The organism is Glutamicibacter sp. AGC84 (assembly GCF_053543575.1).
The window spans coordinates 354,515-377,874 of sequence record NZ_JBLVOC010000026.1 but is presented as its reverse complement, the minus strand read 5'-3'; the positions used below and the strand labels follow the sequence as shown (position 1 = coordinate 377,874).

Here is a 23,360-nt window from a genome sequence, read left to right as displayed (position 1 = left end):
TGGTGAGCCATTACCTCACCAACAAGCTGATAGGCCGCGAGTCCATCCCCCACCGATAAATCTTTCCACCAACAACCATGCGGTCAAAGGTAATATCCGGTATTAGACCCAGTTTCCCGGGCTTATCCCAGAGTCGGGGGCAGGTTACTCACGTGTTACTCACCCGTTCGCCACTAATCCACCCAGCAAGCTGGGCTTCATCGTTCGACTTGCATGTGTTAAGCACGCCGCCAGCGTTCATCCTGAGCCAGGATCAAACTCTCCATAAAAAAATAAAAAGCCACCGGCAACCCCTTGGAAAATAAGGGCGAAGCCAATGAAGTCCTGGCGAATAATAAAACACTCAAGAACACTGCACGGGGGTGCAATGCCTCAAGCAAATGTTATGTATTCACCAAATAAAAATATTCGGTATCAACAAACTTGGCACACTATTGAGTTCTCAAACAACAAACACTTACCGGTTCTTTACCCACCATTCCAGGCGGTAATTTCGTCCAGCGTTATATTCATATTCTATAACTTCGAATTCCTGAAAGTCAAATCCATTGTTTGTGATTTGAACCAGTATTCTCAGTTCCCATTCTTTTCAATTGTTGTCCACAAGACTGTGGAAAAACCTTGATTTTCTGGGGTTCTGCCGCCGTTTCACATCCGGTTATTTCTTCCGTTTTGTTCTCGGCGACAAGGAAAAACTATACACAGGTTTTGGGGGTCCTGCAAATCGGGTGGGTGGTTTTTGACGGTGACCGTGCACACTTAATTCCTGAACTGCTGATTCGGCTCTTTCCATGTGCCCAATCGCTGGCAATTATTACCGAGCTAGGGCTGAGCGCGTAAACATTATTTCGCAGCTGCACAGAGCATCAGCGCCTGTACCTAGCGAGTTTATTGAACCCTTGAGAAGCGTACGCATATACGCGAACCCAATGAATTGTGCCCACATCAGCCGATTAGACGATGCGGGCGCATGCGTGCGTCTGAGCAAGGCACAAGAAGAGAACGCACATGGCGAAACGATGCATCTGGAGGTTCCATGCGCGTGACGGCCAAGGCGGCATCAGCGCAATGACTACCTAGAGCAGTCGGCATTGATGCCGGCCCAATACAGGTCTTGCAGTGCTACGTAAGCACCACCCTCGGCTACGGTGAATAGCAGCGATATTTCGATCGCTGCCACTCCACTTGATGATCTACCGAATACAGGATGAAGTCTATGAAGTTCACGGCGTTGGAACGCTATTGCCACCTCACTGGGCAATCGTATGGCGAGGTGACTCCCGAAGAACAGCAGAGCGATTATCAAGCCGGGGCAACTGAGCTTGACGGACAGCGGTGGCGGATCAGGACCGCAAGGATCACGCCAACAAAGCCAGGTGGGTTCGTAGCCATATGGCATCGGGACGAAACTGGGACTACTGCCCCCTACGAATCCGAAGAGGGACTGCGCGGAGTTATGGTCTTTATCGAGGAAGCCGGCTGTTTTGGCGTCTTCCGCTTTACTCAACAGCACCTCGAGGAGCTGGGCGTCTTCGCCTCAGCATCGGCTCCAGGCAAGCGCGGTTTCCGCGTCTATCCATCATGGACGGCTGGCCTTAAGGGGCAAGCGAAGAAAAGCCAGAATAGTCAGCTGCCTGCGTTCACGTTGCTCGCAGACTAACTTGTCCCGCTCAGACGCCTACTGCAGCTCCATGCGCCGGAACCTGAGTTCTCGTTGCGTCCCACGCAAAGGTGAACCTTCAAAAGGCAACTCGCTGAGATCCACAGTCAATGCGGCTTTCAATGCCAACTGGTTCGCTGACTGCGTGGCCCGGTCAGCCAAGCCGAGCACCCTTGCAAGCTCCGCCCAGTGCTTCTTCTTCAGATTCTTAGCCTTGCCGGCAACAGTCAAAGCCATGGTGTCATCGCCGTAGACCAGGGTGCATGGGATGTCGTAGATGGGCGCTACATTAAACCGTCCATGCAAGTCCGCCAGAATCGAGACGTTCTTTCCATGCAAGTCGCCGTTGCCAGTTAGCCACGCAAAGACGAACTGCATGTATAGATTGCGCCTGGCGAGCACCGGAGCCTGGCACTGCAGCGCTAAGGCTTCAATAGCTTGTTCCGTGCTCACTGCATACTTGCTTGCCGGCGGAAGGTTCAATACCTGCATGGCATCTTCCAACGCCAAACGCGTGGGACTATCCGCCCCCTCGACACCCTCGCGATCGAACCTCTCGACCAGCAGCCCCGGACTCCCAGTGGAATCCAGTACTAGCCGATTGTTTGCGACCGGAAGTTTGAGCAATCGCGCTGCTTTCAGGTGCTGCGCCTCATTAACGACCAAATGCGGATGATCCCGGGGATCAAGCTTGAGCAGATAGGCGCTGTTCTTGAACTCCACTGGTGTTGTCAGCATGGTTGCGCTGATCTTGTCTTGCACGCCGGGGATCGAGTGGCGGTCCAAGGTGCGCGCGAGGACCGAGAAGTCGAGTTCGGCCGTGCTGCTGAATTCAGCAACCACGGGGGTTTGCTCCAGTGCTGATCCTTCCGGAACAACGCGTACATTGCCTGGAGTATCGGCGCCCACTGCCATCAGCAGAGTCAACTCGTCAGAGATGCTGGTCTTAGTTGCGTCCTTGAGAACGGTCAGGCGATGGCCTTCGGGCAATAGTCCCGAGAAGAACGATGGCAACGCGCCCCCAGGCCCAACGTATGCCTCCGGGGAAGCTGGCAAAGATGTCGCAATGCCCGCGCCACCATGTGCAAGGTAGTCCTTGTTATAGCTGAAGGCCACGCTTCCGTCGGACTGTCTGGCTAGAGTGCCGGCGAGGTTTTCGTTGCAGTAGACGTCAGCCTTGGTAACAAGCTTGAGCTCTTGGAGTTGCGGCTTCATTTGGCCACGCGAATTCGAAGGCCGAGTACATTCGCGACGGAGAGCACCGCTTCAATGGAGGGGTTTCCCGCCCCTCGTTCTATGGAGCGCAGCGTACGTTCGGAGATGCCAGCTAATTCAGCCAGCTGTTCCTGCGTCAGGCCATTCTGTTTTCTAACGCGCTGCAATTCGGCCCCTAGCTCAGTCACTGAATTCATGAAAGATCCTCTTCCGGCAGCATTTCGCCGATTGGCGACATTCTGCTCACTATCATTCAGCATGGAGCAAGAATCGGCAACAAGTTACCGAAATGATAGCCAGGTGCAAGCAATCGATTGTCAGAGGCATCAAAAGGCAGGATCTTGCCGATTGGCGGACCAGAACCCATCGGATAAAGCACCTGCAACGGAGCGGGCGTTCTCTCCCGTAGTGAGCCGCGGAGGTCCAGGGCCACGCAGTCTGCTTAGTCGCTTCAAGCGCGTCCGACATCGGGACACAGCTTAGCCATGGCTGCATTCACAACCCCATGCCTGCCTGGTCGTTCCTTGAGCGGTCTGCGCTAGCGGCCAGCACTCAAGCTCGTTAAAGCAGGAGGGGAGGAGGAACCAAGCAGCACCAGCTGCCCAATTCCCCCTCCCCTTCTCGTTAAACAGGTGAGGCCCCGGCACCAAACGGTACCAGGGCCTCAAACCATCTACTCAAGTTAAGTCCGGCGGTGACCTACTCTCCCACACCCTCACGAGTGCAGTACCATCGGCGCAGTGGGCCTTAGCTTCCGGGTTCGGTATGGGACCGGGCGTTTCCCCCACGCTATGACCGCCGTAACAATCACGAAGCACACAAACCAAAACGTTTCCTGGTCAATGTTTTCCGGTGCTACAAAGTCTTGTAACTCATCCGTATTTGTGGTTAGAGGTTGTTGTCTCGTAACCGCATAGTGAACGCGAACAGCATTGAAATCATCAGTTCAAATATTGTTTTATTGTGTGTTGAAAGTCATCGGCCTATTAGTACAGGTCAGCTACACAAGTCTTTAGTCCTTGCTTCCACATCCTGCCTATCAACCCAGTGGTCTAGCTGGGGGCCTCTCACACTCAAGGTGCATGGAAATCTCATCTCGAAGCAGGCTTCCCGCTTAGATGCTTTCAGCGGTTATCCCTTCCAAACGTAGCTAATCAGCGATGCACTTGGCAGTACAACTGACACACCAGAGGTTCGTCCGTCCCGGTCCTCTCGTACTAAGGACAGCCCTTCTCAAATTTCCAACGCGCGCAGCGGATAGGGACCGAACTGTCTCACGACGTTCTAAACCCAGCTCGCGTACCGCTTTAATGGGCGAACAGCCCAACCCTTGGGACCTACTCCAGCCCCAGGATGCGACGAGCCGACATCGAGGTGCCAAACCATGCCGTCGATATGGACTCTTGGGCAAGATCAGCCTGTTATCCCCGAGGTACCTTTTATCCGTTGAGCGACGGCCCTTCCACGAGGTGCCGCCGGATCACTAGTCCCGACTTTCGTCCCTGCTCGAGCTGTCACTCTCACAGTCAAGCTCCCTTGTGCACTTACACTCGACACCTGATTGCCAACCAGGCTGAGGGAACCTTTGGGCGCCTCCGTTACATTTTAGGAGGCAACCGCCCCAGTTAAACTACCCATCAGGCACTGTCCCTGAACCAGATCATGGTCCGAAGTTAGGTGACCGGTACAGCCAGAGTGGTATTTCAACGATGACTCCACCTGAACTAGCGTCCAAGCTTCACAGTCTCCCACCTATCCTACACAAGCTGCACCGAACACCAATACCAAACTATAGTAAAGGTCTCGGGGTCTTTCCGTCCTGCTGCGCGTAACGAGCATCTTTACTCGTACTGCAATTTCGCCGAGTTCATGGTTGAGACAGCGGGGAAGTCGTTACTCCATTCGTGCAGGTCGGAACTTACCCGACAAGGAATTTCGCTACCTTAGGATGGTTATAGTTACCACCGCCGTTTACTGGGGCTTAAATTCTCAGCTTCGCATTACTGCTAACCAGTCCTCTTAACCTTCCAGCACCGGGCAGGAGTCAGTCCGTATACATCGTCTTGCGACTTCGCACGGACCTGTGTTTTTAGTAAACAGTCGCTTCCCCCTGGTCTCTGCGGCCCACACCCGCATCAGAGAAGCAAGTTCTCATCACGGGGCAGGCCCCCCTTCTTCCGAAGTTACGGGGGCATTTTGCCGAGTTCCTTAACCATGATTCTCTCGATCGCCTTAGTATTCTCTACCTGATCACCTGTGTCGGTTTGGGGTACGGGCGGACTTGGACCTCGCGCCGATGCTTTTCTAGGCAGCATAGGATCACCGAATCACCCCGAAAACGGGGCGCCTATCAGGTCTCAGAAACATGAGCGGCGGATTTGCCAACCACTCTTCCTACACCCTTGGACCAGGTCAATTCCATTGCCTGGCTCGGCTACCTTCCTGCGTCACACCTGTTAATACGCTGACCTCACTGCATCGGTTCCCACCACATCAACCAGCAAGATACCCGAAGGCACCAACAGCTAGCGTCAATCATGGTTAGCATCCACAGCTCAGTATGGGCGGTCCTTCGCCGGTACGGGAATATCAACCCGTTGTCCATCGACTACGCCTGTCGGCCTCGCCTTAGGTCCCGACTAACCCAGGGCAGATTAGCTTAACCCTGGAACCCTTGATCATTCGGCGGACGGGTTTCTCACCCGTCATTCGCTACTCATGCCTGCATTCTCACTCGTGTGGCCTCCACCGCTGGTTTACACCGCGACTTCACCGTCCACACGACGCTCCCCTACCCATCCAAACACCCAATCGAAACCAGGTTAATATTTGAATGACGCAACTTCGGCGGTGTGCTTGAGCCCCGCTACATTATCGGCGCGGAATCACTTGACCAGTGAGCTATTACGCACTCTTTCAAGGGTGGCTGCTTCTAAGCCAACCTCCTGGTTGTCACAGCAACTCCACATCCTTTTCCACTTAGCACACGCTTAGGGGCCTTAGTTGGCGTTCTGGGCTGTTTCCCTCTCGACTATGAAGCTTATCCCCCACAGTCTCACTGCTGCGCTCTCACTTGCCGGCATTCGGAGTTTGGCTAAGGTCAGTAACCTTGTAGGGCCCATCGCCTATCCAGTAGCTCTACCTCCAGCAAGAAACACGCAACGCTGCACCTAAATGCATTTCGGGGAGAACCAGCTATCACGAAGTTTGATTGGCCTTTCACCCCTACCCACAGCTCATCCCCTCCATTTTCAACTGAAGTGGGTTCGGTCCTCCACACGCTCTTACACGCGCTTCAACCTGGCCATGGGTAGATCACTTCGCTTCGGGTCTAGATCACGCCACTCAAACGCCCTATTCAGACTCGCTTTCGCTACGGCTTCCCCACACGGGTTAACCTCGCGACGTAACACTAACTCGCAGGCTCATTCTTCAAAAGGCACGCCATCACCAGGGAACAAGTCCCCAGCTCTAACGGATTGTAAGCGCACGGTTTCAGGTACTATTTCACTCCCCTCCCGGGGTACTTTTCACCATTCCCTCACGGTACTGATTCACTATCGGTCATCAAGTAGTATTCAGGCTTACCAGGTGGTCCTGGCAGATTCACACAAGGTTTCACGGGCCCCGTGCTACTCGGGTATCAACACTAGAACGGCAGACACGCATTACACCTACGGGACTATCACCCTCTATGGTCCGGCATTCCAACCGATTCACCTATACGCCTGCACCTCATCCCACCAGCAAGATAGCGCTGGTACATGCCGACCCCACAACCCCGGTGATGCAACGCCTATCCGCTATCACACACCAACCGGTTTAGCCCCATCCGCGTTCGCTCGCCACTACTAACGGAATCACTGTTGTTTTCTCTTCCTGCGGGTACTGAGATGTTTCACTTCCCCGCGTTCCCTCCACACAGCCTATACATTCAGCTGCAGGTCACACCACATAACATGGTGCGGGGTTCCCCCATTCGGAAATCCTGGTCTCAACGTCCGGTTATCGACTCCACCAGGCTTATCGCAGATTCCCACGTCCTTCATCGGCTCTTGATGCCAAGGCATCCACCGTGCGCCCTTAAAAACTTCAACACAACATCAAAGTCAAAAGATATGAGCAATAAAACAATCTAACAAAATCACGCAGACAAGACTCCAACACCAGGCAATCCAAGGAAAAGGACTACCCAGCTCATCTCATCTGCAAGATGCTCGCGTTCACTATACAGTTCCCAAACAACAACCCCGCACCCCCGCAACAACACCCCAAAACCAACACCAACCAAAGGCCAGCATCAATCCAACAGGACATCCTTGCAGCAAACACAGGACAAACACCGAAACACCAAGAACCCCTCACCCAAGCGAACACCACCAGGACCCTCCCCACAGGAAGAACCCCAGCAACCATTCACCAGGAAAGGAGGCTTGTTGCCTCAAAACCCAACAGCATGCCAAACCATACAAACCACGCAACACCCACACACCGCATTCCAGCACCGCAAGAAGAAAACCCCCTGCAATGCGTACTAGCAGATGCCCAAGCACCACGCGGCCACAGCCAATACCCCGCACCAGCATCAGCCAGCACGTTTTCCGGTATTGAGTCCATTGATATTCCACCCATGAGCAACCCACCCGGACAACACTCGTGTCCAGCATGGGCAACCAATAATGGTTAGCTCCTTAGAAAGGAGGTGATCCAGCCGCACCTTCCGGTACGGCTACCTTGTTACGACTTAGTCCCAATCGCCAGTCCCACCTTCGACGACTCCCCCCACACAAGGTGGTTAGGCCATCGGCTTCGGGTGTTACCAACTTTCGTGACTTGACGGGCGGTGTGTACAAGGCCCGGGAACGTATTCACCGCAGCGTTGCTGATCTGCGATTACTAGCGACTCCGACTTCATGGGGTCGAGTTGCAGACCCCAATCCGAACTGAGACCGGCTTTTAGGGATTAGCTCCACCTCACAGTATCGCAACCCATTGTACCGGCCATTGTAGCATGCGTGAAGCCCAAGACATAAGGGGCATGATGATTTGACGTCATCCCCACCTTCCTCCGAGTTGACCCCGGCAGTCTCCCATGAGTCCCCACCTTTACGTGCTGGCAACATGGAACGAGGGTTGCGCTCGTTGCGGGACTTAACCCAACATCTCACGACACGAGCTGACGACAACCATGCACCACCTGTGAACCAGCCCCGAAGGGAAACCCCATCTCTGAGGCGGTCTGGCACATGTCAAGCCTTGGTAAGGTTCTTCGCGTTGCATCGAATTAATCCGCATGCTCCGCCGCTTGTGCGGGCCCCCGTCAATTCCTTTGAGTTTTAGCCTTGCGGCCGTACTCCCCAGGCGGGGCACTTAATGCGTTAGCTACGGCGCGGAAAACGTGGAATGTCCCCCACACCTAGTGCCCAACGTTTACGGCATGGACTACCAGGGTATCTAATCCTGTTCGCTCCCCATGCTTTCGCTCCTCAGCGTCAGTAAATGCCCAGAGACCTGCCTTCGCCATCGGTGTTCCTCCTGATATCTGCGCATTTCACCGCTACACCAGGAATTCCAGTCTCCCCTACATCACTCTAGTCTGCCCGTACCCACCGCAGATCCGAGGTTGAGCCTCGGACTTTCACGGCAGACGCGACAAACCGCCTACGAGCTCTTTACGCCCAATAAATCCGGATAACGCTTGCGCCCTACGTATTACCGCGGCTGCTGGCACGTAGTTAGCCGGCGCTTCTTCTGCAGGTACCGTCACTTTCGCTTCTTCCCTACTGAAAGAGGTTTACAACCCGAAGGCCGTCATCCCTCACGCGGCGTCGCTGCATCAGGCTTTCGCCCATTGTGCAATATTCCCCACTGCTGCCTCCCGTAGGAGTCTGGGCCGTGTCTCAGTCCCAGTGTGGCCGGTCACCCTCTCAGGCCGGCTACCCGTCGTCGCCATGGTGAGCCATTACCTCACCAACAAGCTGATAGGCCGCGAGTCCATCCCCCACCGATAAATCTTTCCACCAACAACCATGCGGTCAAAGGTAATATCCGGTATTAGACCCAGTTTCCCGGGCTTATCCCAGAGTCGGGGGCAGGTTACTCACGTGTTACTCACCCGTTCGCCACTAATCCACCCAGCAAGCTGGGCTTCATCGTTCGACTTGCATGTGTTAAGCACGCCGCCAGCGTTCATCCTGAGCCAGGATCAAACTCTCCATAAAAAAATAAAAAGCCACCGGCAACCCCTTGGAAAATAAGGGCGAAGCCAATGAAGTCCTGGCGAATAATAAAACACTCAAGAACACTGCACGGGGGTGCAATGCCTCAAGCAAATGTTATGTATTCACCAAATAAAAATATTCGGTATCAACAAACTTGGCACACTATTGAGTTCTCAAACAACAAACACTCTCGACACCACAACCACCAATCCTTCGATGACTGCTTCGCTCCGGAGCAACTTTTCCAACTTACCAGACTTCCTGATCCGATCAAAATCGGCGGAAAACCTTCAGTGAAAAGTGATTGGCTGCCGGGTAAACAAACGGTAGATTCCGTGTTGTTTCCGTTCCGGCAACAGATAAAAACTATACACAGGTTCTTGGGCACTTACAAATCGAGGGGCCGCGTTCTAGGTCACATGCATCTCGCTGTTCTAGTCTGGGCTCATGAGCGACCTGCAAAGACTCCTTGGATACCGTGAACCCATCTTCAATGCATCTATGGCTGGCGCGGCTGGCGGCGCCTTGGCTGCAGCTGTTTCCCACGCGGGAGGTGTAGGGATGATCGGTTCGCCTGCAACTCCCACAGCTGACTGGATCGAACAGCAAACGCAATTCGTTGAATCCCTGAGTACTCCATGGGGCGTCGGCTTCATGGCCTGGGCGCTGGAAACGGATCTCTCCCCGCTAGAGGCCTTCTTGGAGTTCGGGCCCTCGTTGGTGACCTTGAGCTTCGGCGATGTCACCCGGGCCGCGGCGGTAGCCCATGAGGCTGGAGTTCTGACCGCCATGCAGGTAGGCAATGCGGCAGATCTGGAACGCGCGATGGCTGATGACATCGACATCATCATTGCCCGTGGCGCAGAAGGTGGCGGACATGGCCGCAATGAAGCCGGAACTCTGCCGCTGCTGCAGCTGGCAACCGCCCAGCACCAGAAGCCTGTGGTGGCGGCCGGAGGCATCGGCACTGCGCGAGGTATCGCCGCGGTGCTGTCAGCTGGCGCGGAAGCTGCCTGGATCGGGACCCGTTTCCTCTCGGCAGCAGAGTCCAGCGGGCACGGGAACATGAAGAGCGCAGCACGCAATGCGGGCCTGGATGACACTATCTATACCCGCGCCTTCGATCTCGCCCAGCAATTGCCATGGGCGCCCGAGTTCGGCGGACGGGCGCTGCGCAATGAGTTCAGCGACAAGCACGCGGATCTTTCCAGCTGGGAGCCGAACGATGCGCTGCGCGAGCAGATGGATCAGGCCCGCTCCGAAGCGCTGACGGACATAGCCCCGGTCTATGCCGGTGAGGCAGTGCAGTTCGTTGGCGCCGAGCAGCCCGCCGCCGAAATCATGCAGGAGCTGTGCGGCTTCCGCCAGGTCCTCGGGCAGGCTGCTCGACGCTTTGCCTAGATCGGCTGGTTGTCGATCAGACGGACGTTGCCCACCTTCGCCGCGACAAGGATCAAGCCCTCGCCGGTGAAGGGGGTGTCCTGGCAGTTGAATGCCAGTTCCTGCAGGGTATCCGGGTCAACGACGGCGAAGTAGTCCAGCTCCACCAGCGGGGCCATCTGGTACATGCCGATGGCATCCTCGATGTACAGCGGTTCATTGCGTGCCGCACGGTCGGCAACCAGCTGGATCGAACGGTGCAGCACCAAGGCTGCTTCCTTCTCTTCCTCGTTGAGCAATGCATTGCGGCTGGAAAGCGCCAGGCCTTTCGGGCTGCGCACGATCGGCACCGCACGCAGTTCTACCGGATAGTCCAGGTCGGCAACCATGCGGCGGATCAGCATCAGCTGCTGGGCATCCTTCTGGCCGAAGTAGGCGCGGTATTCGCCCCGACGCGGGTCGGCCAAGTGCAGCAGCTTGGCGACTACGGCCAGCATGCCATCGAAGTGGCCTGGACGCGAGGCGCCTTCATACATTTCGCCCAGCGCGCCGGAGCTCAACTTCACCAGCGGAAGGCCGGCATGGTAGATCTCGGAAGCGTCCGGGGCAAAGACAAGATCGACGCCGGCGGCCGCGGCCAGCTGCACATCAGCGTCGAGCTGGCGCGGATAGTTGGCGTAGTCGCTGGCATCGTTGAACTGCAGCTCATTGACGAATACGGAGATGACTACCAGTTCGTTTTCTGCGCGGGCGGCCTTGAACAGCGAAGCATGTCCGCGGTGCAGGGCTCCCATAGTGGGCACGAAGCCCAGCGATCCCGGGTTAGCTGCGGCAATAGCAGCCTTCAGCTCGGCACGGGTCTTTACAATCTTCGGGGTTTTCACGCTTCTATTCTAGAACTCGCAGAAGCTCTTCCAGCGTGCCTTGGGAGATCAGTCCGCGTTCTGCGGCGCGCAGCGCGGTAGCGCGCGAGAGGCTCCGATAGGAATTGTTGGTTTCCGCCGGGGCGTCGGCCAGCGCCTGCAGGTGCGCGGTGACCGTTCCGCTATCGCCTCGTGCTACCGGGCCGGTCAGTGCGCCCGCGCCGGAACGCAGGGCATTATCCAGGCTCGCGTACATCAGGGCGCGCAGGGTATTGGATGGTTCTTCCACGCCGATCCGGCGCAGGATGTCCGCCGATTGCGCCGTGATGGTGTTCAGGTGGTTTGCCGCATGGGCCAGGGCCGCGTGGTAGCTGGCACGATGCTGCTCGGCGATCACCACCGGCTCCCCGCGCATTTCCACCACCAGCGCCTGGGCTACCGGGAGGATGGCCTCGTCCGCGGTGACCGCGAAGACGCAGTCGGTCAGGCGCTGGAGGTCCATGCTCATGCCGGTGAAGGTCATGGCCGGGTGGATTGCCAGTCCAAAGGCGCCAGCATCCAAGGCCGGTTGCAGGATCGAGGTGCCGTACCGCCCGGCGGTGTGCGCGATCAACTGCCCGGCGGCGATATGGCCGCCCGTTGCCAGTCCGGACACCAGTTCGCCGAGCACGTCGTCGGGTACCGCAAAGAGCACCAGTTCGCTGCGGCGCAGGATTTCTGCTGGGTCCAGCAGTTCCACGCCGGGCAGCAAGGCGTCGGCGCGATCGCGCGAATCCTCCGAGACGGCGTGGATTCCGGTGATCCGGTGTCCGCTGGCTGCCAGCGCCGCACCAAGCACGGTGCCTACCTTGCCGGCGGAGATGATGCCGATTCCCAAGCGTGGTGCGTCCACTTCTACCTTTCAACCAGGCGCCGGGTTTGCGCCCGAATAAATTCTGCTGCGGTGTCCGCATCAATTTGATGCAGGTATCCGATGATGTTTCCGCCGGCACAGTGCAAGCGGACACCGGCCAGTTTACGTCCTTGCTCCCATGGTCCCTGGCCCCAGCTCATGCCCTGCACCCGGTTATGCGGCACGAAGCTGGCCTGCCGGGCCAGCCAGCCATACCGGGAAATCACCGTGGTGCCGGTGGCCAGGAACGCCTGGTGCTTCCATGCCCCGGGCGATAGCGGCTTGGCGCGTTCCGGGGAGCCGGTGAAACCGTGTTCGCATCCGGTGCTCACCGCGGTGGCCAGCACCTCGCGCTGGTTGGCGACGCCAAGATCCGGCAGCAGGATCCCCATGATCCGGGCGACCGACTCGAAGTCGCCCACCGGGAGCACTTGCAGGTTATCCGCGTCATCGCTCTTGGTGCCCAGCACGTTGACTTCCACCTTGTACCAGCCCAGCATCCGCCAGAAGAAGGGTGCCGTCACCGAAATGGCCTGGACGCGGCCGGCAGGAATGGAGTGCTGGCGGGTGTCAGCCAGCCCGTAGCTGATGCGCATGCCGGTGTCCGAGGCGCTGGCGGTGAAGTTCCAGCCCTGGTTCAGCTGCTTGTAGTAGAAGCTGCCGAAGGCCAAGGCCGCGGGGACCAGGGCCGCGATGATTCCGTCGACCCCGGCAAGCCAAAGCACCAGCATCGCCAGGCATGCGAGCACCCCGAACATCACCGGCAATTGCAGGAACATGGAGCCAATCAGGCGCCCAATGGGCACGTTGGCCATCAGCGGCAATGCGTCCGCGGCGGCCTGCGGCTGGGCTGCCGCGCGATCCGCCGCGTCGTGGGAGCCGCTTTCTTGGGCAGCGGCAGGTTCTTCGCCGCGGGCCCGCTCCAGGATGACCACGCGCAGCGCGTGGGCATCGGCCTTGCGCAGGAAGGAAAGGCGCAGCACCGACTCGGAGGAATCGGCCACGTCAAAGCGCAGTTCGGCGAGGCCCAGCAGCCGGGCTACCAGTGGCTGGGCAATGTCTATGCCTTGCACCTTGTCGATGCGCGCCTGCTTCTGGCTGCGGAATAGCATCCCGGAATTCACGTACACGTGGGTGCTGGTGAGCTTGTAGCGGGTGAAGTACCAGGAAAGGAAGTAGAAGATGAGCACCACGGCCAGTGCGATGCCGGCGCCCGCGACGGTCCACATCAGCCTGGTGCCGGAGAAGCGCTCCGCCCAGGACAGGTCGTCGGTGTTCTGCCAGTAGATGTAGCCCAGGCCGATGATGGCCAGCCAGCCGTGGACGAACGGGCTGGCTGGATGCACCCGCTGCCATGGCTCGGCACTGTCTCCGGTGGCCAGTTCTTCGGCCTGGCTCATAGCATTTTCTCTTCGCCGGCGGCCACGAGCCGTTCGCGCAGGGCCTGCCCTTCGCCCTCGGGCAACCCGTAGACGTGCGCGGTGGCAGCGCTGCCGGCGGTGTTCAGCGTCAGCTGGCATAACCCATAGCGGCGCTCCAGCGGCCCGCTGTTGACCTCGACGTATTGCATGCGGCCGTAGGGAATGACCACCTGCTTGCGCCACATCACCCCGGAGCGGACGATGAAGTCTTCTTCGCGTTCGAGATAGCCCAGTGCGGCGACCTGGCGGCGGATGATGCGCAATGCCGGCAACGCGATCGCCAGCACCAGCAGGACCGGGGAAAGCACCAGCCACAGCGGGATGCCGACGCCGGTGACTGCCAGCACGGCAGGGACCAGGGCCGCCAGCAGGAACAGGCCCCAGGTGATCGCCCAGGTGGTGAACTTGACCTTGGCGTAGTCCCGGTGGGCTGGGGTGAAGTTATTCGGTGACCACGGAGTCGCTGTTGCCATCGGTATCCTCTGGAGGTAGTTTGCACAGTTGCTGAACAATATACCCAATAATCACCATGAGGACACCAGCACCAGTCAGCACCAGGCCGCGAGTCAGGGTGGGGGTGATCCCCGTGGCCGCCCAGAGGGTGATGATGGCCGGAACATGCCAACCGGCAATCACCGCACCGGCATACGCCGAGGCCTGGGCCAGAACCAGGGTACGAGCTGCGGCGATCGGCTCGAAGTCCGATTTGCCCAAGGTGGAGCGCTTCACGCGGATCCCCAGGAACAGGATCACCGCGCAGACTGCGCCCAGCGAGTACAGGGCGGAGTAGTCCAGCACCGGCGCGTACCTGCCTGCCGCGGTGAGCAGGCGCAACGCGATCCAGCCGGCCACGGCCCCGAGCCCGGCACACCAGAGCAGCCAGCGCAGCTTCAGCTTGGCCATAGCCGGATGATGTCCTTCGTATCGGCAGCTTCGGCGGCCAAACGGGAAACCAGTTGCCCGTTCAGCACCGCGTCCGGATCCATCCAGCTCCACGGGGCCAACACGAAGCCGCGGATCGCGGCGCGCGGATGAGGCAGGGTCAGCCGCTCATCATCCAGGTTCAGCTGGTCGTAGGCGATCAGGTCCAGATCCAGCGTGCGCGCTTCCCAGCGCACCTCGCGGGTGCGGTGGTGCTTGGCTTCTATCCACTGGCACAGATCCAGCAGCTCATGCGGGGCCAGCCGGGTACGCACCTGGACGACCTGGTTGGTGTAATCGGGCTGTTCCGGCGGACCGCCGACCGGCTTGGTGATGGCCAGCGGGGAAACCTTGAGCAGCTCGAGTTCTGCGCCGAGGTCCTGCACCGCGGCGGCCAGGGTAGCCTGCGGATCACCCAGGTTGGCGCCCAACGCGATGATCGCGGTGTGCTGCTTCTGGTGCCGCGTCAGCGAAATGGTGACATCGGTGAACGGTACCGGGATTGGAGCCTGCGGCTTGTGCACCACCACGTCGATGGTGGACACGCCCGGGTAGGCGGCGAGGATCGCCTCGGCGATTTCGCTGCCCAGCTTCTCGATCAGGTCCCACGGGCCGGCCTGGATCTGCTGGACTACCAGCTCGCTGACTTCGCCGTAGTGCACCGTGTCAAGAACATTGTCGCTGGCTGCCGCACGTGAGATATCCACGTGCAGCACCACGTCAATGATGAATTCCTGGCCGTCGCGCTTCTCATGGTCGAAAACGCCATGGTAGCCGGTGGCCGAAATTCCGTAGATGCTAATGCGATCCATAGGCCTGCACGACTTCAATGGCGTCGCGGTTGCCGGTGACATCGTGCACGCGCACTGCCCAGACCTTGTCGCGGGCGCCCAGCACGGTGGTCGCGGCGGTCGCGGAATCGCGTTCCATCGGCGCGCGGCTCTTGGAGCCTTCGGCCAGCAGTTCGCCCAGGAAGCGCTTGCGGCTGGTGCCGATCAGCACCCGGTGGCCCAGCTCCTCGATGGCAGGGACGTTGGCCAGCAGCGCCCAGTTGTGCTGCGCATCCTTGGCGAAGCCCAGTCCCGGATCGATGATGATCTGCTCCGGGGCCACGCCCTTGGCGACGAATTCATCGCGCAGCATGCGCAATTCGCCGATGACCTCGGTGACCACGTCCTGGTAGTTGGCCTCGGAGACCATGTCCTGCGCGGTGCCGCGGCGGTGCATCAATACGTAGGGGACGCCGGTTTCCGCGATCAGCTCCGGCATGCCCGGCTCATAGGTCAGGCCGGAAACGTCGTTGATGAGGTGCGCGCCGGCGGCGATGGCCGCGCGGGCGGTGGAGACATGCATGGTGTCCACGGAGATCACCGCGCCGGCCTTCACCAGGGCTTCGATGACCGGGATGATGCGCTCGCGCTCCAGGGCAGGATCCACGTTCGTGGCGCCCGGGCGGGTGGATTCGCCGCCCACGTCGATGATGTCGGCACCCGAGTACAGCAGCTTCAGGCCCTGGTCGATCGCGGCATCGGCGGACAGGTACTTCCCGCCATCCGAGAAGGAGTCCTCGGTGACGTTCAGGATGCCCATGACCAGGGTGCGGCCGGTTGGCAGGTCGGCCATGGTCTTCTTGCTGGACTTGCGGATCACCGGCAATGGGCTGGTGTTCGGGCCGGTGCCCGGGATCGCTCCAAGCGACATGGGGGTTCCTACTTTCCGAGGATCAGGCTCATGGCTTCGGCACGGGTGGCGGTTTCCCGCAGCTGCCCGCGCACCGCACTGGTCACGGTCTTCGCGCCGGGCTTCTGCACCCCGCGCATGGACATGCACATGTGCTCGCATTCAACGACGACGATCGCACCGGAGGGGTTCAGGTGCTCCACCAGGGCATCGACGATCTGGGTGGTCAGGCGCTCCTGGACCTGCGGGCGGCGGGCGTACACCTCGACCAGCCGGGCCAGCTTGGACAGGCCGGTGACCTTGCCGCCCTTGCCCGGGATGTAGCCGATATGCGCCGAACCGTAGAAGGGCACCAGGTGGTGCTCGCAGGTCGAGTAGAACGGGATGTCCTTGACCAGCACCATCTCATCGTGCTCGATGTCGAAGGTGGTGGACAAGTGGTCTGCCGCTTTCTGGTGCAAGCCGGCGAAGAACTCCGCATAGGCCTTGGCCACCCGCTTCGGGGTGTCTACCAGGCCGTCGCGGTCGGGATCCTCGCCAATGGCTTCCAGGATCTCGCGCACGGCTGCCGCGATCCGCGGCTGATCAATCTCTTGTAGTTCACTCACGCTTCGATCCTAGTCGGTCGAGGAAGCTGCGCGCTCCTTGGGGCTTAATATCGGGCCCTCTTGGTGCACCGGACGGGCCTCGTTGCTCAGCCAGACTTCGCGCTTGTCGCGCTTCACCAGGTCGGAGAAGATCTCGGCGATCTCCTTCTGGTTCAGCGTCTCGCGCTCCAGCAGCGCCAGGGCCAGGCGGTCGAGCACATGGCGGTTGGCCATCAGCGCCTGGTAGGCGTCGTTGTGCGCCTGCTCGATCAGCTCGCGCACTTCCTGGTCCACCAGGTGGGCCATTTCGTCGGAGAAGTCGCGGGAGGCGGTGCCCATGCCCTGCTCGGCAGCCGAGCCGGCCAGGCGCACGGCGCCCACCTTCTCGCTCATGCCGTATTCGGTGACCATCTTGCGCGCGGTGGCGGTGGCCTTCTCGATGTCGTTCGACGCACCGGTGGACGGATCGTGGAAGACGATCTCCTCGGCGACGCGCCCGCCCATGGCGTAGGCCATCTGGTCCAGCAGCTCGTTGCGGGTGACCGAGTACTTGTCGGATTCGGGAACCACCATGGTGTAGCCCAGCGCGCGGCCGCGCGGCAGGATGGTGATCTTGGTGACCGGTGCGGTCTGGTTCATGGCCGCGGCCACCAGCGCGTGGCCGCCCTCGTGGTAGGCGGTGACCTTGCGCTCGTGCTCGTCCATCAGGCGGGTGCGCTTCTGCGGGCCGGCCATGACGCGGTCGATGGCCTCGTCCAGGGCGCGGTCGTCGATCAGGTTCGCGTTGGAGCGGGCGGTGAGCAGCGCGGCCTCGTTGAGCACGTTGGCCAAGTCGGCGCCGGTGTAGCCCGGGGTCTTCTTCGCGACGGCGTTCAGGTCCACGGTGGCATCCATCGGCTTGCCCTTCACGTGCACGGCCAGGATCTGCTCGCGGCCCTTCAGATCCGGTGCCTCCACCGGGATCTGGCGGTCGAAGCGGCCCGGGCGCAGCAGCGCCGGGTCCAGCACGTCGGGGCGGTTGGTCGCGGCAATCAGGATGACGTTGGTGGTGGCGTCGAAGCCGTCCATCTCTACCAGCAGCTGGTTCAGGGTCTGCTCGCGCTCATCGTTGCCGCCGCCGATGCCGGCGCCGCGATGGCGGCCGACGGCGTCGATTTCGTCAACGAAGATGATCGCCGGGGAGTTGGTCTTTGCCTGCTCGAACAAGTCGCGCACGCGCGAGGCGCCCACGCCGACGAACATCTCCACGAAGTCCGAACCGGAGATCGAGTAGAACGGTACCGCCGCCTCGCCGGCTACGGCCTTGGCCAGCAGGGTCTTGCCGGTGCCCGGAGGGCCGTAGAGCAGCACGCCCTTGGGGATCTTCGCGCCCAGGGCCTGGAATTTGGCTGGTTCCTGCAGGAATTCCTTGATTTCGTGGAGTTCCTCCACGGCCTCGTCGGCGCCGGCGACATCCTTGAAGGTCACCTGCGGCATGTCCTTGGTGATCAGCTTCGCCTTGGACTTGCCGAACTGCATGACCTTGGAGCCGCCGCCTTGGGAGCGGGCGAGGATGAACCAGAAGATGCCGGCGATCAGCAGGAACGGGATGATGATCCCGAGCATCGACAGCAGCCAGTTGCTTTCCACCGGCTGGTCGGTGAACTTGCCCAGGTTGGCCTTGTTGATCTCATCGACCACCAGTTCGGCACGGGCGGTGGAGTAGTAGAAGCTCACCGAGGTGCCCTTGTCCACGCCATCGACCTTCAGCGAGTCGCGCAGCTTCAGATCCACGCGCTGGTCGCCGTCGAACATCTTCGCTTCGGTGACATTGCCGCTGGTGAGCTGGTGCAGGCCTACGGAAGTGTCCACCTTGGCCGAGTTATTGCCGAAGACCATCGGCAGGAACAACACCACGGCGACAACGCCGACCAGGACCCAAATGATCCAGCTGTTAAAAAGCTTCTTCGTTTTCATTGATCCGACAGGCCCCGCGCCTGGCGCATCCCCCTCACGCACTGCTCTGGCGTCCGGGTCACGCCACCTTCGATATTTCTCAACGCCCCATTGGCGAGAAAAGTTCCCTACTGGTAAATATGCGGGGCCAAGGTGCCCACGCAATCAAGGTTGCGGTACTTTTCCGCGAAGTCCAGGCCGTAGCCCACCACGAATTCGTTCGGGATGTCCATGCCGACGTACTTGACGTCGATTTCCACCTTGGCTGCCTCCGGCTTGCGCAGCAGGGTGCAGATTTCCACCGAAGCCGGGCCGCGGGATTCCAGGTTGGACTTCAGCCAGGACAAGGTCAGGCCGGAATCGATGATGTCCTCGACGATCAGCACGTGCTTGCCCATGAGGTCGGAATCCAGGTCCTTGAGGATGCGCACCACACCGGAGGACTGGGTACCCGAACCGTAGGAGGACACTGCCATCCAGTCCATGGTCAGGTGGGAGTTCAGTGCGCGAACCAGGTCAGCCATGATCATCACGGCGCCCTTGAGCACACCTACCACGAGGATGTCGCGGCCTTCGTAATCCTTGTCGATCTGCGCGGCAAGTTCTTCCACGCGGGCCTGGATTTCTTCCTTGGTGTACAGAACGTGCGCAAGATCGGCTTTGACTGCATTGGAATCCACGAGAATTCTCCTGATTCTAGAGGTGTGGTACTTACCTAGAGTGCCACATTTAGCGGAAGGTTGTTTAGCCGGTTGTGGTGAAAACGATCACCGATTGCCGCCGGAAGGCGCTGATCCTGCCATCCAGCTGCACAGGACCTGCTGATTTGGACTTGGGGACGCCGAGCCCGGCCAGCGCGCACAGCGCCGCCGTTCGCTCATGGCCCACATTCCTGGCCCCGGCTTCCATGGCGGCCAGGCGTAATACTCGCGAGCTGATGGCCACCGGAAGCTTGGCCAGGTCCGGGATCGCCAACCCGTGCTCGTCCTTGGCCGCCCGGGCCCATTCATCGAGGGCCTGGGCGTCGACGGCGGCCAGGCTGGCGGTGCGCGCCAGTGCTTCGGGAACATGCTCGCCTAGTTCCTCGCGCAAGAAGGGCAGGATCCTATGGCGGATGAGGTTGCGCTTGTACCCGGTGTCCGCGTTGCTCGGATCTTCCCAGTAGCCAAGCCCCGCCTGCCGGCAGATTTCCTCGGTTTGCGCCCGGGACAGTTCCAGCAGGGGGCGCCGGTAGGGTCCGCGCCGGGCAGGGATGCCGGCCAGCGAGCGGGTTCCCGATCCGCGCAGCAGCCCCAGCAGCACCTGCTCAGCCTGGTCGTCGCGGGTGTGGGCGAGCATCAGTGCCTGCGCGTTGAACTGCTGCAGGGCTGCTTCAAAGGCCTGGTACCTGGCCGTGCGGGCCGAAGCCTCGTCATCCGAGGTCTCGACCTGGACCACCGCCACCGGGTCCAATCCCAGCTCGCGGCATTGCCCGGCGGCGCGTTCGGCCGCCTGGGCGCTGCCGGGCTGCAGGCCGTGATCGACGACCACGGCGCCGAAGGCAGCGGGCAGCGTCGCCGCGGCAATGGCCAGGGCTAGCGAGTCGGCACCTCCGGAAACCCCGATCAGGTTCAGCCCGGGCGCGCTGCTGGCACTGATGGCGGCGCGGGCAAGGTGAAGGGCGCGGCTCATCGGGTGCGGGCCAGCCAGCGTTCCGGATGGTCGAGTTCCCCGGCGCTCGGGAACATCTCGCGGGCGGTGAAGATTTCGTTGAAGCCCTCGTACCCGATCGCGTCGACGATATGCCGCACGAATTTTGCCCCGCGCTTGTACTGCAGCGCCTTGGCATCCAATCCCAGCAGCTTGCCCAGCAGGATCGCCAGGGCCGAACGGTTCTCGCCACGAGCTTCGAAGCGGCGGCGGATGGTCTTGATGCTGCGGATCGAGGTGACATCGTTCATCACGACCATGGCGTGGCCTTCGAGCACCGACATGATGCTGGTCAGTTCGCTGACCTCGGACTTCATGGATTTAAGGCGTTCACCCAGTTCGCCCATGGAGTGGGTGGTGCCGGCCAGCGGCTCGAAGGCCTCGGCCAGGGTCTGCTTCATGACCCCGGGGATCCAGGCAGCGTGCTCGAATTGCAGTCGGTGGGTCTGCTCGTGGGTGGCGATCCACAGGTAGAAGTCGCGGGCGTTCACATTCAGCTCGCCGCGGATCTGGGTGATGGTCGGGGCGTTGAGCAGCAGGCGCGGGCCGACGAACGGGTCGAACTGGCCCAGCACCCGGGTGCCCAGCACCGAGAGCACCGCGCCAAGTTCTGCGCCGGCAATCAAGGGGACCACCCCGGGGACGTCCTGGCGCGCTGCCGGGAGCAGGGCCGCGAAATTCTGGCTGACGGCCTTGGCCCAGCCGGACCGGTCCACCACCAGGGTCTGCGAGGGCGCGGAAGCAGCCAGCTTGGAAACCTTCTCAGCCTCCACCAGGCCTTCGCCGGCGGCGATGCGCAGCTCCTCGATGATCCGCGCGGCATCCTGGGCCTGGATCCCCGGCCCGGCGGGCATCAGGGTTTTCGCGGCCTTGGCCGCCAGCTTCCAATCGACGAACTGGTTCATTTGCTGCTCCTGCGGCGTTCAGCTCCGGCAGCCACAGCCACGGATGGCGGTGACAGCGGAGTCAATGGTTGGCTTGTGGGGTGCGAGTGTTCCGTTGGGCTGATCGGCATAGATCGAGAAGGCGAGCAGGCGCCCGTCTTCGGTCATGGTCATGCCGGTCAGCGTGGCCACGCCGGTGAGCGAGCCGGTCTTGGCGCGGACCAGGCCAAGTGTTCCGGCACCGCCCAGGCGGTTCATCAAGGTGCCGTTGTAGCCGGCGACCGGCAGCGAGTAGACGACCTCGCGCAGTTCCGGCTTCTTGCTGGTGGCGGCCGAGCGCAGGACCGCGGTCAGCGCCGCGGGCGAAATCCGGTTCCTGGCAGCCAGGCCGCTGGTGTCCACGAGCGTGTGGCCAGCGGCCCCATGGGCCTGGGCCACAGCAGCGACGGCGGCGCCCGCTTGTTCCCCGGGCATCTGGCGGTCCAGCGCCACCAGGCGGCCCATGGATTCGGCAATGTAGTTATCCGAAACCAGCAGCATGTGCTTGATGACATCGCGCAGCGGTGCGGACTTCACTTCGGTGATCTGCTCGCCCCCCGCATAGGGGCCGCGGCCACCCTCATCCACCTTGACCTGCTCGCCCAGGGCTTGGGCGAAGACCTTGCGGACCTGCTCGGCCGGGTCGGATTGGTAGGCGGTGCTGGTGCTTTCCCCGGCACGCCCGGCGTAGTGCGCAATCGGGTAGACCTGGCCAATGTTATTGGAGGTGAACAGCGACTTGTCCCAGGCGGGGTTGCTGTGCGCATCGCCGAACAGCGAGTCGTCCAGCCACAGCTTGACCTCGCTGATGCCGCGCTTTTCAAGTTCTTCGGCGGTCTGCTTGGCCAGGGTTGCCAGTCCTGCATAGCCCTTGGGGTGCGCCGGGTCCGATTCCCCGTCGCCCAGCAGCACATCTCCCCCGCCGCGCAGGATCAGCGTGCCGCCATCGAGCAGCACGCTGGTGGACAGCTGGGTGTCGCCGCCGAGGGCATCGAGGGCTGCGATGGCGGTGACTACCTTCAGGCTGGAGGCCGGGGTGCCATTTATTTCGGAGTTCCTGTCATACAGGACAGTGCCCGTGGCCACGTCGACCACCTGGGCGTTGAAGGACGTCCGGTCGGGCTTGTCCCCCAGGATGCCATCCAGCTTCGCGGCGAGGATCCCGGGGTCCGGTTGCGCGGCGTTGGGGTCCAGGTCCCGCACGGCGACTGGGGATTTATCGGCCAGCTGCGCACTGGCCGGAGTGTAGGAAGCCTCGGGCTCTCCGGTGAAGAATCGCGGGGCCAGCAGCATCGCGGCAATCACTGCAACCATGGCAACAATCGCCACCCCCAGCGTAATAGCGCGTCGGGCGGCAGTGTTCATATGGTTACATTCCTCTCGCAGTTTTATCCATCAGGCGCAATGGGGCGATACCCTTATTAGCGGATATCCCTAAGACTAGTTTAGGAGTGTGCTTTTCATGAGCCACGACGTGACCATCGAGATCCCTACCGGATCGCGCGTCAAGTACGAGATCGACCACGAGACCCACCGCCTGCGCCTGGATCGCGTGCTGTTCACCTCGATGCAGTACCCAACCCACTACGGCTACTTCGACGATACTCTGGGCGAAGATGGCGATCCATTGGACGCCATGGTCTTCATCCCTGGTGTTGACCTGATCCCAGGTGTTGTTGTCGAAGCACGCCCAATTGGCGTATTCAACATGACCGACGATGGCGGTGGCGATGCCAAGCTGCTGTGCGTTCCTGCCGACAAGCGCTTTGACCACATCAAGGAACTTGAAGACATCGACGAATGGCTGATCAAGGAGATCGAGCACTTCTTCACCCGCTACAAGGACCTGGAACCAGGCAAGTGGGTCAAGGCCGAGGGCTGGGAAGGCCGCGAGGCTGCCGAAGCCGAGCTGGCTCGCTCCATCGAGCGTTTCAAGGCCTAGCCACTAGGCTCAAGCCGAACATGGCGGGGGG

General features: G+C 60.5%; 18 protein-coding genes and 4 rRNA genes. 3 read left to right on the top strand and 19 right to left on the bottom strand.

What is annotated here, in order from left to right; genetic code table 11:
- Positions 1–269, bottom strand: a 16S ribosomal RNA gene (locus tag ACNPN0_RS16430); the annotation flags it as partial.
- A gap of 947 nt (positions 270–1,216) precedes the next feature.
- Here ACNPN0_RS16430 and ACNPN0_RS16425 point away from each other — a divergent pair.
- Positions 1,217–1,660: a MepB family protein gene (locus tag ACNPN0_RS16425; RefSeq protein ID WP_404598856.1), complete on the top strand. Its 444-nt coding sequence runs from the start codon at positions 1,217–1,219 to the stop codon at positions 1,658–1,660.
- An 18-nt stretch (positions 1,661–1,678) separates the two neighbouring features.
- On the opposite strand, the gene ACNPN0_RS16420 is transcribed toward ACNPN0_RS16425, so the two are convergent.
- The 5 genes from ACNPN0_RS16420 to ACNPN0_RS16400 all read right to left on the bottom strand — a co-directional run bounded on the left by ACNPN0_RS16420 (position 1,679) and on the right by ACNPN0_RS16400 (position 9,096).
- A complete protein-coding gene (locus tag ACNPN0_RS16420) occupies positions 1,679–2,875 on the bottom strand; it encodes a type II toxin-antitoxin system HipA family toxin (RefSeq protein ID WP_448938379.1) in 1,197 nt (398 codons plus the stop codon).
- Positions 2,872–3,072, bottom strand: a complete 201-nt coding sequence (locus ACNPN0_RS16415; RefSeq protein ID WP_105662736.1) for a helix-turn-helix transcriptional regulator — start codon at positions 3,070–3,072, stop codon at positions 2,872–2,874. The genes ACNPN0_RS16420 and ACNPN0_RS16415 overlap by 4 nt, the downstream gene beginning before the upstream one ends.
- Before the next feature lie 489 nt (positions 3,073–3,561).
- Positions 3,562–3,678 (bottom strand): 5S ribosomal RNA (gene rrf, locus ACNPN0_RS16410).
- Positions 3,679–3,840: 162 nt separating this feature from the next.
- Positions 3,841–6,972 (bottom strand): 23S ribosomal RNA (locus ACNPN0_RS16405).
- A gap of 598 nt (positions 6,973–7,570) precedes the next feature.
- Positions 7,571–9,096, bottom strand: a 16S ribosomal RNA gene (locus ACNPN0_RS16400).
- Between the two features lie 447 nt (positions 9,097–9,543).
- Here ACNPN0_RS16400 and ACNPN0_RS16395 point away from each other — a divergent pair.
- Positions 9,544–10,497 carry an NAD(P)H-dependent flavin oxidoreductase gene (locus ACNPN0_RS16395; RefSeq protein ID WP_105662165.1) on the top strand — a complete coding sequence of 318 codons (954 nt, stop codon included), beginning with the start codon at positions 9,544–9,546 and terminating at the stop codon, positions 10,495–10,497.
- Here the strand turns inward: ACNPN0_RS16395 and panC are convergent.
- From panC to dacB, 13 genes are all read right to left on the bottom strand, one after another.
- Positions 10,494–11,360, bottom strand: a complete 867-nt coding sequence (panC, locus tag ACNPN0_RS16390) for a pantoate--beta-alanine ligase (RefSeq protein ID WP_448938109.1) — start codon at positions 11,358–11,360, stop codon at positions 10,494–10,496. The genes ACNPN0_RS16395 and panC overlap by 4 nt on opposite strands.
- Positions 11,361–11,364: 4 nt before the next feature.
- On the bottom strand, positions 11,365–12,231 hold the full coding sequence (locus ACNPN0_RS16385; RefSeq protein WP_448938110.1) for a Rossmann-like and DUF2520 domain-containing protein: 867 nt from the start codon (positions 12,229–12,231) through the stop codon (positions 11,365–11,367).
- Positions 12,232–12,233: 2 nt separating this feature from the next.
- Complete coding sequence (locus ACNPN0_RS16380) at positions 12,234–13,631, bottom strand: PH domain-containing protein (RefSeq protein ID WP_181148927.1); 1,398 nt, start codon at positions 13,629–13,631, stop codon at positions 12,234–12,236.
- The gene (locus ACNPN0_RS16375) at positions 13,628–14,125 is read right to left on the bottom strand and encodes a PH domain-containing protein (protein WP_332487030.1); all 498 of its coding nucleotides are present in this window, start codon (positions 14,123–14,125) and stop codon (positions 13,628–13,630) included. The genes ACNPN0_RS16380 and ACNPN0_RS16375 overlap by 4 nt, the downstream gene beginning before the upstream one ends.
- Positions 14,094–14,555 carry a DUF3180 domain-containing protein gene (locus ACNPN0_RS16370; RefSeq protein ID WP_105658625.1) on the bottom strand — a complete coding sequence of 154 codons (462 nt, stop codon included), beginning with the start codon at positions 14,553–14,555 and terminating at the stop codon, positions 14,094–14,096. The genes ACNPN0_RS16375 and ACNPN0_RS16370 overlap by 32 nt, the downstream gene beginning before the upstream one ends.
- Positions 14,543–15,385, bottom strand: a complete 843-nt coding sequence (gene folK, locus ACNPN0_RS16365; RefSeq protein WP_448938111.1) for a 2-amino-4-hydroxy-6-hydroxymethyldihydropteridine diphosphokinase — start codon at positions 15,383–15,385, stop codon at positions 14,543–14,545. Before folK ends, ACNPN0_RS16370 begins: the two co-directional genes overlap by 13 nt.
- Positions 15,372–16,274 carry a dihydropteroate synthase gene (folP, locus tag ACNPN0_RS16360; RefSeq protein WP_105658627.1) on the bottom strand — a complete coding sequence of 301 codons (903 nt, stop codon included), beginning with the start codon at positions 16,272–16,274 and terminating at the stop codon, positions 15,372–15,374. Before folP ends, folK begins: the two co-directional genes overlap by 14 nt.
- An 8-nt stretch (positions 16,275–16,282) precedes the next feature.
- Entirely contained in the window at positions 16,283–16,861 is a 579-nt protein-coding gene (folE, locus tag ACNPN0_RS16355) for a GTP cyclohydrolase I FolE (protein ID WP_286134348.1), read from the bottom strand.
- Between the two features lie 9 nt (positions 16,862–16,870).
- Positions 16,871–18,796: an ATP-dependent zinc metalloprotease FtsH gene (gene ftsH / locus ACNPN0_RS16350; RefSeq protein WP_105658628.1), complete on the bottom strand. Its 1,926-nt coding sequence runs from the start codon at positions 18,794–18,796 to the stop codon at positions 16,871–16,873.
- 107 nt (positions 18,797–18,903) lie between these two features.
- The gene (gene hpt / locus ACNPN0_RS16345) at positions 18,904–19,455 is read right to left on the bottom strand and encodes a hypoxanthine phosphoribosyltransferase (protein WP_105658629.1); all 552 of its coding nucleotides are present in this window, start codon (positions 19,453–19,455) and stop codon (positions 18,904–18,906) included.
- Positions 19,456–19,519: 64 nt separating this feature from the next.
- Complete coding sequence (gene tilS, locus ACNPN0_RS16340) at positions 19,520–20,446, bottom strand: tRNA lysidine(34) synthetase TilS (protein ID WP_448938112.1); 927 nt, start codon at positions 20,444–20,446, stop codon at positions 19,520–19,522.
- Entirely contained in the window at positions 20,443–21,369 is a 927-nt protein-coding gene (locus ACNPN0_RS16335) for a zinc-dependent metalloprotease (RefSeq protein WP_448938113.1), read from the bottom strand. The genes tilS and ACNPN0_RS16335 overlap by 4 nt, the downstream gene beginning before the upstream one ends.
- Positions 21,370–21,387: 18 nt before the next feature.
- Positions 21,388–22,752, bottom strand: a complete 1,365-nt coding sequence (dacB, locus tag ACNPN0_RS16330; RefSeq protein ID WP_448938114.1) for a D-alanyl-D-alanine carboxypeptidase/D-alanyl-D-alanine endopeptidase — start codon at positions 22,750–22,752, stop codon at positions 21,388–21,390.
- A 97-nt stretch (positions 22,753–22,849) separates the two neighbouring features.
- Between dacB and ACNPN0_RS16325 the strand changes: the two genes are divergently transcribed.
- Complete coding sequence (locus ACNPN0_RS16325; protein WP_105658632.1) at positions 22,850–23,329, top strand: inorganic diphosphatase; 480 nt, start codon at positions 22,850–22,852, stop codon at positions 23,327–23,329.
- The last annotated feature ends 31 nt before the right edge of the window (positions 23,330–23,360 follow it).